The sequence below is a fragment of the Paenisporosarcina sp. P4_E4_2 genome (assembly GCF_056401595.1).
This window is the reverse complement of the sequence record NZ_JBFUJC010000045.1, coordinates 1-16,428: the sequence shown is the minus strand read 5'-3', so window position 1 is coordinate 16,428 and position 16,428 is coordinate 1. Positions and strand designations below refer to the sequence as shown.

Here is a 16,428-nt window from a genome sequence, read left to right as displayed (position 1 = left end):
AATCCTTTCTGTGACGATATGTAGAAAGGAGATGATTTCGGTTGGTCTTGGATTTACTTTCTTCTCAAACCTCAATTCGTACATATAAAAACAAGAAATTGTCAAAAGAAGAAGTTTTTGAACTTATTTCAGTTGCTCAACATGCAGCGAGTTCTCATTTTGTACAAGCTTATAGTGTTATTTGGATAACTGACTAAGTTATCAAGAACAAATTGGGGCAATTATCAAAAAACCCGACACAAATGGAAACAGCTGGAGCTGTATTTGTTTGTTGTGATGATTTTAAGAGACTTCAAATTGCTAGTGTAATTAATGATACTACTATTGTAGCGGATACAACAGAAAATGTAATCGTCGGAACAACAGATGTTGCAATTTTCGCACAAAATTTATCTATAGCGGCTATGGTATTTGTACGCTACTAGAGGTTCAAATCAAAAGACGACCAACTGGACCCAATCAATAGCTATTTAGGGGATGCCCGTCGGTAACATTTGAAAGATTTCCTGAAAAAACAAGGTTTTATTCGGAAATAAATTTTCTGATTCATAAGGATTTTCAATCAATCCTTTTGAGATTCCCTCTATTAAAGAAATGAAGTTCCCTGAAAAATGTAAAACACCTCGTTAATGAAGTTAACGAGCAAAAAATGGCATTGCCAAAATTATGTTCTTTTTTTCAACAAAAATACGAACATATATTCTGTTTATGTTATAATAAAAGGAACAATTGTAGATGACAGGTAGCGGATGATCACTTCCAGGGATTGGAGGTGATGCCTATGACAAGTTTTGAATCGATGAGTTTGCTTATGCAGCTTGCAACTGTAATGATCGGGGGCTTTTCAATCGTTGTATCATTAGTCATTTTCTTCGCTAAAAAGAAATAGCCGTCCCCACTGATTAGGCGAGACGGCTTTTTCTGAATTAATCTGGATCAACCGCTATTTTGTACATTAGCGATTGTTGACTAGGTGCTGACACACCTAGTCTTTCTGATTTAAGTATACACTATTTTTTGGCACTTCTCAAAGGTTTCTTATGTCTAATCGACTACTAGTTTTTGAGAAGCGACTGCTCTTGTTCAATTGTCGGCCCCGCCTTTAACTCTCGATTTATTGCCCATTGTCTTGTATCCTGTGCCGTTGTGGTTAAAGATCTAATGGTCAGCCCATTGTCGATGGCTCGTTGATTTTCAACAATGATAAAACCTTCGGGATAGTCTTGTGAAATGGATACCCAAAAAGGATATCTTCGGGAACCCAAGTCCGTTGATTCCAAAACGGCGTCAGGAATCCATTGTTTTTCAATTGTTGCTGTCGTTATACTGTCAATGAATTTTTCCATTGACAGTGGATTTGAAGCTGCATTAAATGTACCAGTTGTCCCATTTTCAATCATTTGCACAATCCAACTAGCCATATCCCTTACATCAATCCATTGGACCATGCGATGAGGTTCATTCCCACCGGGTAAAGCAACTTTCCCATTTTCCATTAACCTTTTCGCATAGTACGTGAATCGGTCTGTAGGATCATGCGGACCTACAACGATACATGGACGAATAATCAATGCACGGTCCTTAAAGGTTTCGTTGATTAATTGTTCGCACATAACTTTTAATGGTCCGTAAGTTTCACCCGTCACTTCATCTGACTCGATTTTTTGTGCAAAAGTAGAACTTGACTCATTAGGTCTGCCTTTTTTGTAATCGTCATAAACCGAAACGGTCGAAATGAACATATAACGATTTGTTTTATTTTTCAATACGCTTATCACTGGATGCAGGTCTTGTGGAGAATAAGCACATGTATCTAAGACTCCATCCCACTCTTCTTCACCTAACTTCTCCGCATCTTTCCGCCGATCTCCTTGAATATGCCTTAACTGTTTGAACACTTCAGGATTCGTTTTTCCCCGGTTAAATAATACCACTTCATGTCCGTTTTTGACTGCCGCTTCCACTAAGTGACGTCCAACAAAAGATGTTCCACCAAGCACTAAAATTTTCATTTTCCCATCTCCTCTACTTCTTACAATTTCTTCGCATATTAAAAAAAACCTTTAAAAATTTCAGTTAAAGCATTGCTTCTTGTTTTTAAAGCATACTAAATACGACATAGGACGTTTTAGTTAGATATAAAAAAGGATATAGGGTATGGAGTAGCAAACCGCGTGGGAAAATACTCGCATTTTGTCGAACTGTGCTATAGATTCAATGCGTGCAATGTTAAACTTACCTAATCTTATTGAAGATAAAGGAGCATTTCATGGATATTCAATGGACTCAACTTCCTCAAATAAAAGCGCTCCACGTATATGGACCGTCTATGCAGCTAACGGCTGGGATTGTGTACGATTCAAGAGATGTACAAAATCAGTATGCCTTTTTTTGCATTATAGGAGAAGAAACCGACGGTCACTTATACATAGATGAAGCAATTCAAAACGGCGCTACCACTATCGTGGGTTCAGACAAAAGTACCCTCGAATCTTATGCTTCTTCCCATCCCCTTTTATCTTTTRTATTAGTGCATGATTCACGGGAAGCCTTGGCTTTTATAGCGATTGAATTTAATCATTATGTCTCAGCCTTGTGGGATGCTCGGTACGAATGGCATTTTCACTTCAGATGAACAACTTCATATCAAAAAAAGCACGCCTACCACCCCGATGTCGTCGGATGTACAAGCTATTTTCACTGAGCTTGTGAACCATGGGGACAAAGCGGCATCCATGGAAGTGTCTTCGATTGCATTAGATCAGCATCGTGTAAATGGATTTGAATTTGATGTGGCAATTCATACAAATATTTCAGAAGAGCACATGGAATATCATAAGACGTTCGAACATTATAAGATGTGCAAGCTTCGATTGTTTACACAGGCGAAAGCAAGTGTTATTAATTTGGACGATGCCGGGATGAGTCAAGACATTATTCAAGCCGTACAAGGATCTTTACTGACATATTCCAGTAATGTGGAATCCAATGCAGATTTAGTATGGACAAACATACAGCATCATCTTGATGGAATGTCTTTCGATTTAATTTATGAAGACCAGACGTATCGTATTAATGTCCCCATCTACGGAGAATATAATGTAGGTAATTTAGTTTCCGCGATTGGTGCTGCTTTATTTGCGAATGTCTCCCTACAGGAAATATTGCAAGTCCTCCCCAAGATGCAACAAGTAGATGGCCGCTTCCAAGTTATTCACGGACCTGAAAATAGAACAATCGTTTTGGATTATGCACATACACCTGTTGCATTAGAAGCGATTATGCGGGCTGTAAAAAAATTGCCTCATAACCGATTAATCACTTTAATTACTGGAATAGGCATTAGAGATTTCTCTAAGATGCCCAAAATGGCAAAAACAGCAGAAGGAAAAGCAGATGCGTTGATTGTCACAGTTGATCATCCTGGCTATAATAACCCTTGGAATGTTGTTGACGCTGTCCTGAAGGGTTTTACCGAACCATATTTACAAGAAGTATTGACCGCTCCTTCAAGACATGAGGGCGTTATGAAAGCGTTGGAAGCGAGTGAACCTGGTGATATTGTTTTACTGACGAGTGGATGTATAAACGGCTCTCAAATTGTAAAAGGCGAATATATTCCTCATTCGGATGAAGAAATTATTCACAATTATTTTTACAATACAAAATTGAGCGTATAAAACTTGTTGGCCACGCTCCAACAGGTTTTTTGTTTCTTAAATGAGACTAAAAAAGAAAAAGAACTGCCAATAAGCCGGCAGTTCTTTTTGGTTTAGTTATTCTTTTCTTTTCGTTTAATTGCTGCATCAATATATGCCTTAAAGACTCGTTTAGACGGTTCATCTCCAGCTTTTGCAAATTCCTCTGGATGCCATTGGAAACCAAAAACGAAGGAATGCTCCGTACTTTCTACGCCTTCAATGATGCCATCTTTAGCACGTGCTACAACTTTTAGCGGTTCATGTACTTCATGACAGGCTTGATGATGGAAAGAATTTACTCTGAACTCTTCTTCTTTAAGCATTTCAAACATTTGACTATCTTTGTCTACTTTCACTGGATGAGAACGATGAGTACGCTCTGCTTTTTGTTTATGTTGCATTACTGCTTCTTCTCTTTGGGAGTGAATACTTTGGTAGAGAGAACCTCCTGTTGCAACGTTTAACATGTGTAAACCGCGACATACACCGATATATGGTTTATCAAGCTCCAACATTTTTTGCACTAACGCATGCTCCATCGCGTCCAAACGTGGGGCGATTTTCCCTAAATGCACATGAGGATCTTGGTCATAATAAGAAGGATCGATATCTTCCCCTCCTGTTACAAACAGTGCATCAATTTGTTCACAAAGTGCATTGATATCTTCTCCCGGAATAAGAGGAATCACTAAAGGAATTCCACCTGCCTGTGTCACAGCATCTGGATAGATGCAGGGCATGAAATATCCTCCTCCCTCTTTAATTTCTGCGGTAATTCCAATAATTGGTTTCATGTATATTCTCCGTTCTATTTAAAAAAGTTCTTATTCCTTTATCTACCCTCTTAGATTCAGGAAAAACGTAACTAAATATTCCAAATGTCATCTGAAGGATATCCCCCCCTTAATACTGGTTTAGTCATACTTACATTAGAATCTAATAGTAAATTGACAATAAGAAATCAAACATCATCTTCTTATGTAGACTTACAAACTGATATCGAAAGTGATGAGATCATCTTAAACGCAGCAATCACTATTAAGAAACTTGCATGAATCAAACGTTGTCATAAAGGCACGTTTTTTCACGTTTGAATCAGCCTGTGAAGGGAATAATTTTCATATCATAATTTTTGAGGAGGCGTATCATGGCAAAAGATAAATACGAAAAAATTCACGAAGAAATTAAAGGTCAAACCCAAGATCACCAACCCGGAATTGAATCAAAAATGAATCCCGAACCGATTTACGACGATAAAGATTATAAAGGGTCTGGCAAACTGGCTGGAAAAGTAGCACTCATTACAGGTGGAGACAGTGGTATCGGTCGTGCGATTGCCGTGGCTTATGCCAAAGAAGGTGCGAATATTGCTATCGCCTATTTAGATGAGCATGATGATGCTGAAAAAACGGTGAAGCTGATTGAAGGATATGGCGGTAAAGGGATGAAAATTGCAACTGATTTGAGTGATGATGAAAATTGCCATGACGCCATTGACCAGGTGATTGCAGAATTTGGTCAGCTAAATATATTGGTGAATAATGCTGGTAAGCAATTTCCTACAGAGGACTTCTTGAAAATCACTCCGGACCAATTGCAAGAAACATTTTCAACAAATATCTTCTCGATGTTTTACTTATCTCAGGCAGCACTTCCCCATTTATCGAAAGGGGACACCATTATCAACACGTCTTCAGTTACTGCTTACAGAGGATCGCCACATTTAATCGATTACTCGTCCACAAAAGGTGCCATCACTACATTCACCCGCTCCCTGGCACTGAACTTGATCGATAAAGGTATTCGAGTGAATGCAGTAGCGCCAGGACCGATTTGGACCCCTTTGATTCCTGCAACATTTGGCAAAGAAGAAGTAGCCAAGGCGGGAGACGACACACCAATGGCAAGACGTGGACAACCTGCAGAGAATGCTCCGGCTTACGTTTTCTTAGCATCTTCTGACTCAAGCTACATGATCGGACAAACGATACATGTAAATGGTGGAGACTTCGTTACTTCGTAGAAAATCATAAAAAAAGAAAAAGCACATCATCAAAGATGTGCTTTTTCTTATGGTTATTTGTTTAACGTTCGCAAGCAATCAGATCATTGTCGCGATCACTCTTATCATTTAAATCATACAATTTCTGATTAACGAAAGGTTTGTACTTAGTTGCCCCACCTTTATTTTTCACTGTTGATGACCGTGCAATCCCACCTGGATAAATCTTATTAATTTCTTTGCAGTTACTATATTCCTTTAATGTCACCTTAGGAGCTGCTTCCACTTGTGTATGTCCTACTATTCCTCCGATTAATGCAACAGAAAGAAGAAGACTAGTTATTCTCTTTTTCATTAATATTCCTCCAACACTACTAAATTACCAATATCATACATTTAAAATAGACTATTTGTCCAGAGAATCTAATTTATTTGTTATTATCAAGTGTGCTTTACTAATCTCCCTTTTAATTTTTTCATCACTTTTAAAATCGATACACTCACTTCTAATTGCCACTATTGCTGGATATATTGTGAAGAGAGGTGTTGAAATACAAGTGAAATGGATGTTGGGTCATAAGCTTATCACTATCGTTAGTTTCTTATTTCTGGTTACAGGATTTGCAATTTATCATGTCTATTCAACTGTTGAATCCACAGTTGAACAAATGCACGAACCCTTAAAATTTCCTGAGTCTACTTTCCGATCTACGCCTATACTAATTGAAGAGAAGCCCCCACTTTCTTTTCTGTTATTGGGAGTGGATGAGAGAGAAAACGACAGAGGACGAGCGGATACAATGATTGTAGTCACCGTAAATCCAACTGATAATACTACGAAAATCATTAGCATCCCTCGAGATACCTATACAACATTGATCGGATTGAACAAAGAAGATAAAATTAATCACTCCTATGCTTTCGGTGGTGTAGAAATGGTCAAAGCTACCGTTGAAAATTTAATGCAGATTCCTATAGATTATACAGTTTCGATTAATATGGAAGGATTTATCGGATTAGTTGATGCCGTTGAAGGTGTAGACGTAGAAAACAATTTAGCTTTTGAAGTGGATGATTTTAACTATCAACTTGGTCCCATTCATTTACAAGGTGAACAAGCATTAGCATTCGTTCGAATGAGGTATGATGATCCAAATGGGGATTTCGGCAGACAAGAACGTCAAAAAATCGTACTTAATGCTATTTTCAACAAACTGAAATCTTTCAATAGTGTGTGGAAATATAAAGAATTGTTAGCCGTTGCAGGCGACAATGTGCACACGAATTTAACGTTTGATGAAATGAAGAAAATTTTTAAAGATTATAAAGAGGCTTTTAGTCATCTGGAATCACTTTCTTTACAAGAAGGGCATGGGCAAATTTCGGATGGTGTCTGGTATTACGTGTTAGATACACATGAACTTGAAAAGATACAGCTGCAATTGCAGACACATTTAGAATTGAAAGATTGAAAAAAGCTCCATTCAAAATTGAAGAAGCTTTTTTGTATGATTACTGATGCAATTTAAAAAATCCCGCCCTATTGTAAATAGAGGCGGGATTTACAAATTAATTAGCTAACGTTACTGAATAAAACTCATTAATATCTTTATAATATTTATTTAATGAATGAGTTGATACTCCATACCATTCAGCTATTTCTTTAACGCTCCAATATGGTCCTTCAAACAATTGATGCTCTTGCCCAAATCGAATGGCACCTGCAGCTACGGCCGCTTCTTTTCTGGCATTCGGTTGATTGGTCACCAAATAGTCTTCAATGATATTCAACAATGGCTTAGGATTACGATTTTGTTTCTCGAGTCGATCCATTACTTCAAGAAGGATACCAGCTTCGAAATCGGTAAATTCGCCGCCCGCGTAACCGTTTACCCCTAATATTTCCCAGAAATCGATGAGGTGTGTTTGCAAGAAGTGGGCTGCCTCTTCCTTCGTACTGACAGCATTTGATTGTGCGTAGGTATTGATAACATCCCGATGGTCAGTTGGGAGGAATATTAAGCTTGAAACTGCCAAGAAGTGATTGTCTTTTAAACTGATATCCGGCAGCATGAAGCAGAAAACATGCACGCCAACAGGAACAGGCTTTTCACTTTCACGTTTTAAATAAAGTGTTTCATTCGTAAGGATATTTTTTACTTTCATAAACTCTTGTGCTACTTCTACGACTTCTCCCAAAAGTACGGAAGGCGTTTTCCAATGCTCCAGAACATTGATAACAGATGGTCGCACCGCTTTCTTTTGTTGCTTTTCAACATATTTCAACCAGATTTCTGGTTTATGATGGAAGAAGAATTCATCGATTGCAATAGCTTCTATCATTTCTTCAAGCAAATACTTCTCTAGCTTCGATTTCCATTCCTTAATTACACTTAGCAATGCTGGAAAATCCTTGCGTTCGGGATACTCATCATAAAATGATTGGAGCATTCTATCCAACTCTTCCGAACGAACAGCTTCAATTGATGGCTCCTGATTGCGTTCACAACATTTTTTAAATTTTTTCCCGCTTCCACATGGACACGGATCATTACGTCCTACCATTAAAACACGTCCTTCGATTAATAAAGTTTACGCCCTAGTGTAACATGCAATCCAGCATGAATACAGGGTACGAAGGATGTGGGACTTACGGAATAGCGGGAAAATGGGTAAATTAAGCGTTAGGATATGCACGCTGATAGGGATTAGCTGTAAACAAAAGGGTCATACAACGAGAGTTGGACACCCTTGTGATGATTTTTCTGTCTATTCGCGGTTTCCTCAGTTCTACAAATCTTGACCTAATAACAAAAGGCATGACTAAATTAACTTTCAACGGTTTTCATTGCTTTATGATTAAATGGACATTTCCCTTTAATGGGTTCAATGTCGTCTCCGATAAAGAATTGTTTCCATTCATTATGCTCTGGATCACCGAAATGGCTGATATCCGGATGCGTTGGCAGTTGGTCCCATGCCTCTACTCGTTCGCGTACTTTTTCGCGGGACATGATGCCCCCTTTTTCAGTACCTTCTAACCCTTGGAATATTTTTCGTGGCTGGAAACCGAGCACCATGGAGTTACCTAAATGTCGTGTTTTTCTTTGTTTGTAAGCTGGAGCATTACCAAAAACAAAAATAGGTTCCCCATGAAAACGGAAATCCCATAAATGGTGGGCTGGATCCCGTGGTGCATCTTCAGGCCATTCCACTGGGTCGACTTCGTGTAAATACTGAAGAATGTCCCAAAATTGTTTGCGGTATTGCTCTAATTTGCCTTCGACTTCAAATGGTTCAATAAAAACAAATAAGCCATGACGCTTATGTTTAGGGTTTTTAAACAAGTCCAAAAAACCTTCCACCGTTTTGGGTAGATTTGACCAATCGTCCTGTGTGATATAGCCATAACGCAATTCGCCTTTTAACTCTCCACTCATCCCGAAATAACAGGGAAAAGTTTTATCCGTAACTGTATTATGAAAAGTTTGATATTCATCGAGTAACCATTTTGGTAAATCCGATCGTGTAGAAAAATCCTCTTTTGTCAATAAAGCCTGTTCCTTTCTTATCATCCAAATTCCCTCCACCAAATAGCATGTATGTCATATTTTATTAATCAAATACCCTGTTCCTTTGATTTGAAACAATCTCATTTAAACATTGAAAAATTTTTTCTTTCTTTTTATGTTAATTTATTTCCGTTACGGGAATAACAGAAGAAACAATTACAATTTCATGGAGGTTGAAAGATGAGCATTGAAAGTACCGATTCTATTCAAACGAGTTGCCAAAGTGAATATGACACTTTGCGAAAAGTTATTGTTTGTGAACCCCAATTTATGTCGATTGATGAAATAATCAACGATGTTCAAAAAAAATATAAAGATGAAAACATCAATATTGAACGTGCTTTGATTCAACATCATGATTTTGTTGCTAAAATGCGTGCAGAAGGCGTCGACGTCATTACACTGCCCGCTAATGCCTCTTATCCTGAACAAGTTTTTACTCGGGATATCGGATTTACTCTTGGCAATCAGACCTTTGTATCTGAAATGGCAAGTAGTATCCGACAAGGAGAAGAAACCGTTCTAGAGAAGTGGTTAAACACACATCATGTACCTTTCCAAAAATTATCTCAAAACCATATTGAAGGTGGAGATGTCATTATTGACGATAGGACAATCTATATAGGGCTTAGTCATCGTACATGTAATTCAGCAATTGAACAGCTTCGCTCCGATTTGCCGAATTATGAAATAGTTGCGATTCCATTTGACCCTAAATATTTACACTTGGATTGTGTATTCAATATACTTTCCCCCACCGATGCATTAATATTCCCACAAGCACTAGACGCGGAAACTGTATCATTTTTAACAAACCGCTATCACTTAATTGAAGTAAGTAAGGAAGAACAATTTACGATGGGTACGAATGTGTTATCCATTGGACATAAAAGAGTTTTCAGTTTGCCTATCAATGCCCAAGTAAACAACAAAATGCGGAGTCAAGGCTATAAAGTGATTGAAGTGGACTTTTCAGAAATCATCAAATCTGGGGGATCTTTCAGATGTTGTACTATGCCAATTGCACGAGGATAAAGTGGCAGTTTTATAAAATTTCATACTAAATCACAATAAAAAGAATCCATTTTGATCAGTCTTGCTTCAAAATGGATTCTTTTTGTTTAATACAATATAATACCCTAAAGAAACACTTTCATTTATCACATGTTTATATGGTGGTTATCATTGAAACGGTTAAACAGTATGAGTTCTATAGTGTCATTTAATATCTTCTGTGCCAGCAGAAGAATATAAATTACTAATCAATCTTTCAAATCCAATACACCGTTAATCATTCACCCTAGGATTATGGAATGAAGTGATCATAAATACATGATTTTTGTAACTACTTCTCTAGGGCTCAGGCTAAAGAATTCTTATGCACATTCAGCCCAAACGCTGACTCCCCACTGGGACCATTTCCAGTTGCCTGTGAATTTTTTGCCTTGATACACAACACACCAAATCATTAGACCTGCAAAAATAGTAAATGCCAAACCTAATAATACTGCTGCAAAGATTAAAAACCAAGCATCACTTTTAACCATTTGCTTTTGAAAAGAGTTAATAGCTTTCACCTTCATGGTTTGTAGAAAAACCAAAATACCGATTAAACTGTTATTTATGGACAATGTCAATTTATTCACCTCCTTTCAATTGAGAACTGAGATATGCTTTAATAATCATCATCCCGTCTCCAAAGGGAGGCAAGAGAAAGATTATGTGTAGAAGAAAAATATAAGAGACATACATCATTAACTGAGAACTAGCTGTCATGAAAAGAATCAACCCTATAGTGAAACAAATCAATGGTCCCATCATAGCCATCATCACTATCTGATAGTTACTTAGGTGAAAAAGAGGGATAATCGAAATTCGCAAAAATGTACTCTCAATTCGCACAGCACCTTTTTTTTTCAAAATCTTAAATGATAAGATATGAAAGTATTCATGCAGCATGAATGAAATAAGCAACGAACTAATCAAGGTGAATTGTTGGACTGTTAAAAAAGCAACTTCTAGTTTCAAAAACAGTGGCATTGGTAATAAGATGCTTACCATGATCATTATCACCAGTGGTTTATTGATTTTAAGGAATAACCATGAAAAATTCATAAGATTTATGTCTTCTACTGTTTTTGTGACTTGTTTCATGGCCTAATTATGGCTATTTTTAAGTTGGATTTGTTTTTGTCGTAAAAGTTTATAAGTGAAGAAAACAATCATATAAAATATAGTAAGTATAATCACTGTAATGATTGCTGGAAGATAATTTTCAACTCCAAAGTGTAAAGAAACGGAACYATCAGCCTTATCGGCTGAATCGAAGAAAAGAGTGTCAAAGTAAACTGTTCTCTTTCCTAATTTGTCTCCCTCACTGAACAACATGTAAAGAAATGAAAGAACTAGAATTACTAAAGTTGTAACAAAGGCCCCCAAAAATGCATTGAATCCTATAAAGACTTTTTTCATTTTATATTTCCTCCCTTATTTTTTTTAAGCCAAATATACTGAAATATATAATTACAAAAAAGATAAAACCGACAAATATAAAATTTTGGGTAGTAGACAATTGAAGAATTGCTATCCCTATCGCCAAAACAATTATTATCGTGAAAATAATTACGAAACTGATAATGACAGAGAATGGATTATCATCGTATGGTGGAAAAAGGATACCCACCAGTGTGAATAAAAAAACAGCAACAGTTACAGATGCTAAAGCCATAAAGTTTGTTGTTAGGCTTGTATTAAAAATTAATACAATTATCACCAATGGTAATGAAATGAACAGTATATATAAAATCTGACTACTAATAAGGAATACGTAGTCTTTCCAAACCGTATAATTCGTTTTCCACCATAATTTTCTAATAGAATTGGTATTTACGTAATGATAAATTCCATTAAACGCCAAAGGTAGAAGTGCATATAATGAGTATTCACTTTTATTATCCATAAATAAATAGAGGAAGATGATATACGAAACACCTATGTAATTAAAGGTATCTTTCTTCCTGAGAATACTATACACATAGGAGACCAATAGGTTATTAAATCGTTTAAATAATTCAATTTTCAAATAATTTAGCATAGACATGTACGCTTTATCAGGTATTTTGATATTCAAGAAACTCAAAAGTAAAAACGATATAATAAAAGTGACCAAAATAATCCAAAAGTCGAATCGTTCAAAGAAGATCGACCATGATATTAAAATATTAAATCCAACATCCTTTTCGTCGAGATATGCATATACAACTGACTCTGCCACAGAATTAGCATCTTGGTATAAAAAGAAGAACACTAGGCTAAAAATAAAGATTGTCACGATGTCTTTTAAAGGATTCAGGTTGAAAAAATTGAGAATAAAGACGATGACTTTATTAATAAGTTGTAAGATTAAATACGTAATAATACTAGAGAAGAAGACTGTGCTAATTAATAACAAAATGAATTGAGTTCCATATGTAAGGATTAATGAAAGGACAACAGCACTTGACAACAATGAGATTAAAATAATAGATATCACTGTTTCAAAAATTAAAAGTGCGCTATTTCTTTCATTCATCGTTACGGGAAGAGTGGTTGTCATCTTAAGAAAACTGTTGGACTTCATAAAAAGTATTTTGACAAACATGAAAATAATTAAAGACCAAAACATGATTGTCATACTATAAACTCTTAAGATAAGTGGAACTTCAAGGTTTTCATTCCCAATTAGATTAAAGAATGAATAAAGCATAAAAGTGAAAATACCGAGCATCATTACTAGGACTAATAGAAAGATAACTCTAAATGCTTTGCTTTTTAGTGGACCGATGTTAAAAACCTTTCTGGTGAAATATAAGCTAATCAGATGTACTAAATTGAAAACTTGTGCGGATCTCATTTTTCACCTCCTCTAAATTCATCAACTCTTTAAATGAATCTGAGAGTGATCGTGTAAGATTGCTTACGAGATCGTCCAGATATACTTCCCCTTTATATAAAAGAATCACCCTATTACTTATCTCCTGCATCAACTCTAAATCATGTGAACAAATTATAATGGTCCCACCATTTTTCGTATACTCATTGAGTAAAATTTTTATAATTTCTTTCGCCTCAACATCAATGCCATTTAAGGTTTCATCTATAATCATTAATGGCGGATTTAACAAAAGAGCATTTATTAATTGAAGCTTTTTTTTCATTCCATGGGAATAGGATTCCACCATCTCCGAAAGTTTCTTATTCATGCTTAAGTGAGATGAAATTACTTGTAAATTTTGTTCGTCTATTTTCTTTTTATATAACTTGGACATCAACATAATATACTCTCGACCTGTTAAAAATTCGGGAATATAATCGTCACTAGGTAAATAGACAATTTTACTCTGTACAGACAAAGAAGTATGAGATGTTCCATTGAAAGTGATGGAACCCTTTTGTAGCTTCAGTAAATTGCATACCAATTTAATTAAAGTGGTTTTTCCTGATCCATTGGGTCCAGCAATTGCTACAAATTCTCCTCTCTTAATTTCCAAATTGATATCATTAAAAATTGGCTGTTCTTTATCATAAGAATGGTGAATTTTTTGAATAGATAGCATTGTTTACCTCCCCGTAGGTATATTGAAATCCATTTATTGGTAATTAGTCAGTTTTAAGTTAAAAAATGGTATTTTTAATGTAACATAAAGGAAAAATTAGTCAATGTAATTATTATATTTATTTCAGAATATTTAAAATTTATTATATAAAACTTTAAAAAATGCTTTTTGTTTATTTAACTGAGAAATGTAAAATGACAAATAGGAAAAATTTTTGATGGCTACTCGTTTTGTAATCTATATACTTATTTTACTATTATAGAAAAAAAAGGCTACTTATTTAAGTTGAGAAACTTTTTCCGAAAAAGCATTATTTTCCATAATTTTATAAATAAATTTCCCATTTTTTACTCTAAATTTAGTTATTAGAAATAGTAGGTATTACGATTACTTTTCACAAGTGGCTATGATATGCATGCTTAGATTATTGAATAAAAARCGTGAGAGTGTATTACGTCTTGCATGCCGCAAGTGCGTGAAGAATGAGACCCACAAGTATGTGGTCTTCATACTTATGGGCTCATGCGGAACATGCGGCTTAGCATAAATGTAGGATAACAACATTAATGTTTACATATCCAATTACAAAACAAACACCATAGCTTTTCGCTATGGTGTTTGTTTTGATTAAATAGATTTCTCGGATAGCACTGTAATGCAAATCGATATCGCCTTTTTCAAATCTTCGTGCGACCAGCTTGGGATGTTTCCATGTTGAATGGCTAATTCATGGGAAGCTGGTATATGAATAAATCCGGATGGGATATTTAAGTTGGTTGTATGAATTGTATGTAGTCCTTCGTACATCACGTTATTGCACAAATATGTACCCGCAGTATTTGAAATGGATGCAGGAAATCCGGATTCGTTTAATTTTTCTACCATCCCTCTAATCGGTAACGTGGATATGTAGGCTGCTGGACCTTCAGGATGAATAAGTTCGTCCACAGGTGTATGTCCTTCGTTATCTGCAGCACCATCTTTCACATTGATCGCGATGCGTTCTGGTGTTATTTTTGAGCGACCTCCTGCCAATCCCAATGAAATGACTGCATCCGGCTGTAACTCTTTTATCAAAGCGACTAATTGGTCCCCTGATGACTTAAAATCAACCGTCATCGTTTTCCCTACAATTTGATAATCTCCAATCGTTTGTCCGTTTAATTCTTCCACTATTTTCATAGTTGGATTCACCGTGAACTTTAAAAAGGGTTCAAAACCTGTCAGTAACAACGTTTTCTTCATAACTAGTAACCTCCTTTTCTCATAATTTTATTGTACCGTATAGCCTCTTTTATTTCGAAAAGCAAACAATTTATGGATAATATTATTTGGATTTTTAACGATTTTAGTCCAGATAGATAGACCACTCTATTGGTATTTCTTCGTATAAAGTTAGTATAAATTCGAAAGAAATATTTTTACAGACGGTTACTAGAAGTATAATTTTTATTTTGAGTTGAATTATAGTTATTCAACTCAAAAAGATGTACAGTACGAAATCTCCTAAATACCATCTTATATACCTTTCATCCTTACGATTAAATAGTATCCATCAGAATTATTTTAGGAAAGCAAATTGGAATTATGAAAGAAGATGTGTGATTGTCTGTGAAAGTGGGTATCAATATAAGATAACTGATTTTTAACAACAATTGGAGGGATGACGATGTCTAGAGGAAATACACGTTCATTGTTAATTGGAGGTCTTGCAGCTACGGCTTATATGTTTTTACAGAAAGCAGAAAATCGTGAAAAAGCCAAAATCATGATGAATAATACGATGACAAAAGTGTCCTCATTCATGGATTCAAAAAATGTAAAACAATGCCAAATGACAAAAGCAGGTTTCTCAGATCCTAACGATCCGGATGACAATCGTATGGTGGAAGAAGGCGCCATGACCAGTGTTCAATATTATATCGAAAGTGTACTAAGCAAGGACACTAAGAAAGAAGCAAAACAAGCTTTCCCAAAATCTCAGCATAAAGCTGCACTAAAATCAAAAGAATCACTTCCTGAAGATAACAATGACTCACCAGCGAAACAAGAAAATGCAAAAAGACTACCAAATGAATAAACAAAAACCGTGATCCTTATGGGATCACGGTTTTTTGATTAGTACCCTCCACGCTCATCCAAGTGATGGTTATTCTGACCATCTTTCACTTGAAGTTTTTCTTTTTCTTCTTTACTTAGCTGGTCTTCTTTTTGTGTTTGTTCAGTAGCTGATTGATTTGCAAATTCTTTTGCAGATTGTTTTTCATTGTCTTTCACTTTTTTTCACCTCTCCATTATAAAATTTCCGTCATAGTTGATTTTTCCCTAATAATCAAACTTATAACATGAAATTTAAATATTTATGTATGAAGAGTTAGATTACATCGAAAGTACTATTCTTTTACAAACGGTTTAATTTCACAATAATCCATGCAATTTTGATTTTTTTTTGTCAATGAATAGCTCATATTTTCTTTCAACAATTTACTCATGAACCTGTCCAATAACTCGGCATTATAATACATTCTTGATCTTTATTAATTGATTTGAAAACAAAC

General features: G+C 35.6%; 18 protein-coding genes. 8 read left to right on the top strand and 10 right to left on the bottom strand.

Annotated elements, in window-relative coordinates; genetic code table 11:
* Positions 1–41 precede the first annotated feature (41 nt).
* Positions 42–197 (top strand): nitroreductase family protein, encoded by a 156-nt coding sequence (locus AC1DSB_RS05725; RefSeq protein ID WP_477532648.1) that lies wholly within the window; start codon positions 42–44, stop codon positions 195–197.
* Between the two features lie 15 nt (positions 198–212).
* A complete protein-coding gene (locus AC1DSB_RS05720; protein WP_477532647.1) occupies positions 213–425 on the top strand; it encodes a hypothetical protein in 213 nt (70 codons plus the stop codon).
* Between the two features lie 630 nt (positions 426–1,055).
* On the opposite strand, the gene AC1DSB_RS05715 is transcribed toward AC1DSB_RS05720, so the two are convergent.
* Complete coding sequence (locus AC1DSB_RS05715; RefSeq protein ID WP_477586060.1) at positions 1,056–2,012, bottom strand: NAD-dependent epimerase/dehydratase family protein; 957 nt, start codon at positions 2,010–2,012, stop codon at positions 1,056–1,058.
* A 257-nt stretch (positions 2,013–2,269) separates the two neighbouring features.
* Between AC1DSB_RS05715 and AC1DSB_RS05710 the strand changes: the two genes are divergently transcribed.
* Positions 2,270–2,635, top strand: coding sequence for a Mur ligase domain-containing protein (locus tag AC1DSB_RS05710; protein WP_477586058.1), 366 nt, complete (start codon positions 2,270–2,272; stop codon positions 2,633–2,635).
* Positions 2,583–3,680, top strand: a complete 1,098-nt coding sequence (locus AC1DSB_RS05705) for a Mur ligase family protein (RefSeq protein ID WP_477586056.1) — start codon at positions 2,583–2,585, stop codon at positions 3,678–3,680. The genes AC1DSB_RS05710 and AC1DSB_RS05705 overlap by 53 nt, the downstream gene beginning before the upstream one ends.
* Before the next feature lie 92 nt (positions 3,681–3,772).
* Here AC1DSB_RS05705 and AC1DSB_RS05700 read toward each other — a convergent pair whose 3' ends face one another.
* The gene (locus AC1DSB_RS05700; protein ID WP_477532644.1) at positions 3,773–4,495 is read right to left on the bottom strand and encodes a gamma-glutamyl-gamma-aminobutyrate hydrolase family protein; all 723 of its coding nucleotides are present in this window, start codon (positions 4,493–4,495) and stop codon (positions 3,773–3,775) included.
* Between the two features lie 353 nt (positions 4,496–4,848).
* Here AC1DSB_RS05700 and AC1DSB_RS05695 point away from each other — a divergent pair, with 353 nt between their 5' ends.
* Positions 4,849–5,724, top strand: a complete 876-nt coding sequence (locus tag AC1DSB_RS05695) for an SDR family oxidoreductase (protein ID WP_477586054.1) — start codon at positions 4,849–4,851, stop codon at positions 5,722–5,724.
* 61 nt (positions 5,725–5,785) lie between these two features.
* Here AC1DSB_RS05695 and AC1DSB_RS05690 read toward each other — a convergent pair whose 3' ends face one another.
* A complete protein-coding gene (locus AC1DSB_RS05690; RefSeq protein ID WP_477533123.1) occupies positions 5,786–6,058 on the bottom strand; it encodes an excalibur calcium-binding domain-containing protein in 273 nt (90 codons plus the stop codon).
* A gap of 178 nt (positions 6,059–6,236) precedes the next feature.
* On the opposite strand from AC1DSB_RS05690, the gene AC1DSB_RS05685 reads away from it, so the two are divergent.
* Entirely contained in the window at positions 6,237–7,175 is a 939-nt protein-coding gene (locus tag AC1DSB_RS05685; protein ID WP_477533122.1) for an LCP family glycopolymer transferase, read from the top strand.
* 97 nt (positions 7,176–7,272) lie between these two features.
* Here the strand turns inward: AC1DSB_RS05685 and AC1DSB_RS05680 are convergent, their stop codons facing one another.
* Together AC1DSB_RS05680 and AC1DSB_RS05675 are read right to left on the bottom strand one after the other, a co-directional pair.
* Positions 7,273–8,268: a YecA family protein gene (locus AC1DSB_RS05680; RefSeq protein ID WP_477586052.1), complete on the bottom strand. Its 996-nt coding sequence runs from the start codon at positions 8,266–8,268 to the stop codon at positions 7,273–7,275.
* A 263-nt stretch (positions 8,269–8,531) separates the two neighbouring features.
* Entirely contained in the window at positions 8,532–9,278 is a 747-nt protein-coding gene (locus AC1DSB_RS05675) for a YqcI/YcgG family protein (protein WP_477532790.1), read from the bottom strand.
* A gap of 177 nt (positions 9,279–9,455) precedes the next feature.
* Here AC1DSB_RS05675 and AC1DSB_RS05670 point away from each other — a divergent pair, with 177 nt between their 5' ends.
* The gene (locus AC1DSB_RS05670) at positions 9,456–10,310 is read left to right on the top strand and encodes a dimethylarginine dimethylaminohydrolase family protein (RefSeq protein WP_477532791.1); all 855 of its coding nucleotides are present in this window, start codon (positions 9,456–9,458) and stop codon (positions 10,308–10,310) included.
* A gap of 341 nt (positions 10,311–10,651) precedes the next feature.
* On the opposite strand, the gene AC1DSB_RS05665 is transcribed toward AC1DSB_RS05670, so the two are convergent.
* From AC1DSB_RS05665 to pcp, 4 genes are all read right to left on the bottom strand, one after another.
* Positions 10,652–10,921, bottom strand: a complete 270-nt coding sequence (locus AC1DSB_RS05665; protein WP_477586050.1) for a hypothetical protein — start codon at positions 10,919–10,921, stop codon at positions 10,652–10,654.
* Positions 10,922–11,432: 511 nt separating this feature from the next.
* Complete coding sequence (locus AC1DSB_RS05660) at positions 11,433–11,747, bottom strand: hypothetical protein (protein WP_477586048.1); 315 nt, start codon at positions 11,745–11,747, stop codon at positions 11,433–11,435.
* A gap of 1,379 nt (positions 11,748–13,126) precedes the next feature.
* Positions 13,127–13,870, bottom strand: a complete 744-nt coding sequence (locus AC1DSB_RS05655; protein ID WP_477532794.1) for an ABC transporter ATP-binding protein — start codon at positions 13,868–13,870, stop codon at positions 13,127–13,129.
* Between the two features lie 627 nt (positions 13,871–14,497).
* Positions 14,498–15,115, bottom strand: coding sequence for a pyroglutamyl-peptidase I (gene pcp, locus AC1DSB_RS05650; protein WP_477586046.1), 618 nt, complete (start codon positions 15,113–15,115; stop codon positions 14,498–14,500).
* 424 nt (positions 15,116–15,539) lie between these two features.
* Between pcp and AC1DSB_RS05645 the strand changes: the two genes are divergently transcribed.
* Entirely contained in the window at positions 15,540–15,950 is a 411-nt protein-coding gene (locus AC1DSB_RS05645) for a hypothetical protein (RefSeq protein WP_477586044.1), read from the top strand.
* Positions 15,951–15,988: 38 nt separating this feature from the next.
* On the opposite strand, the gene AC1DSB_RS05640 is transcribed toward AC1DSB_RS05645, so the two are convergent.
* Entirely contained in the window at positions 15,989–16,147 is a 159-nt protein-coding gene (locus AC1DSB_RS05640) for a hypothetical protein (RefSeq protein ID WP_016428133.1), read from the bottom strand.
* Between the last annotated feature and the right edge of the window lie 281 nt (positions 16,148–16,428).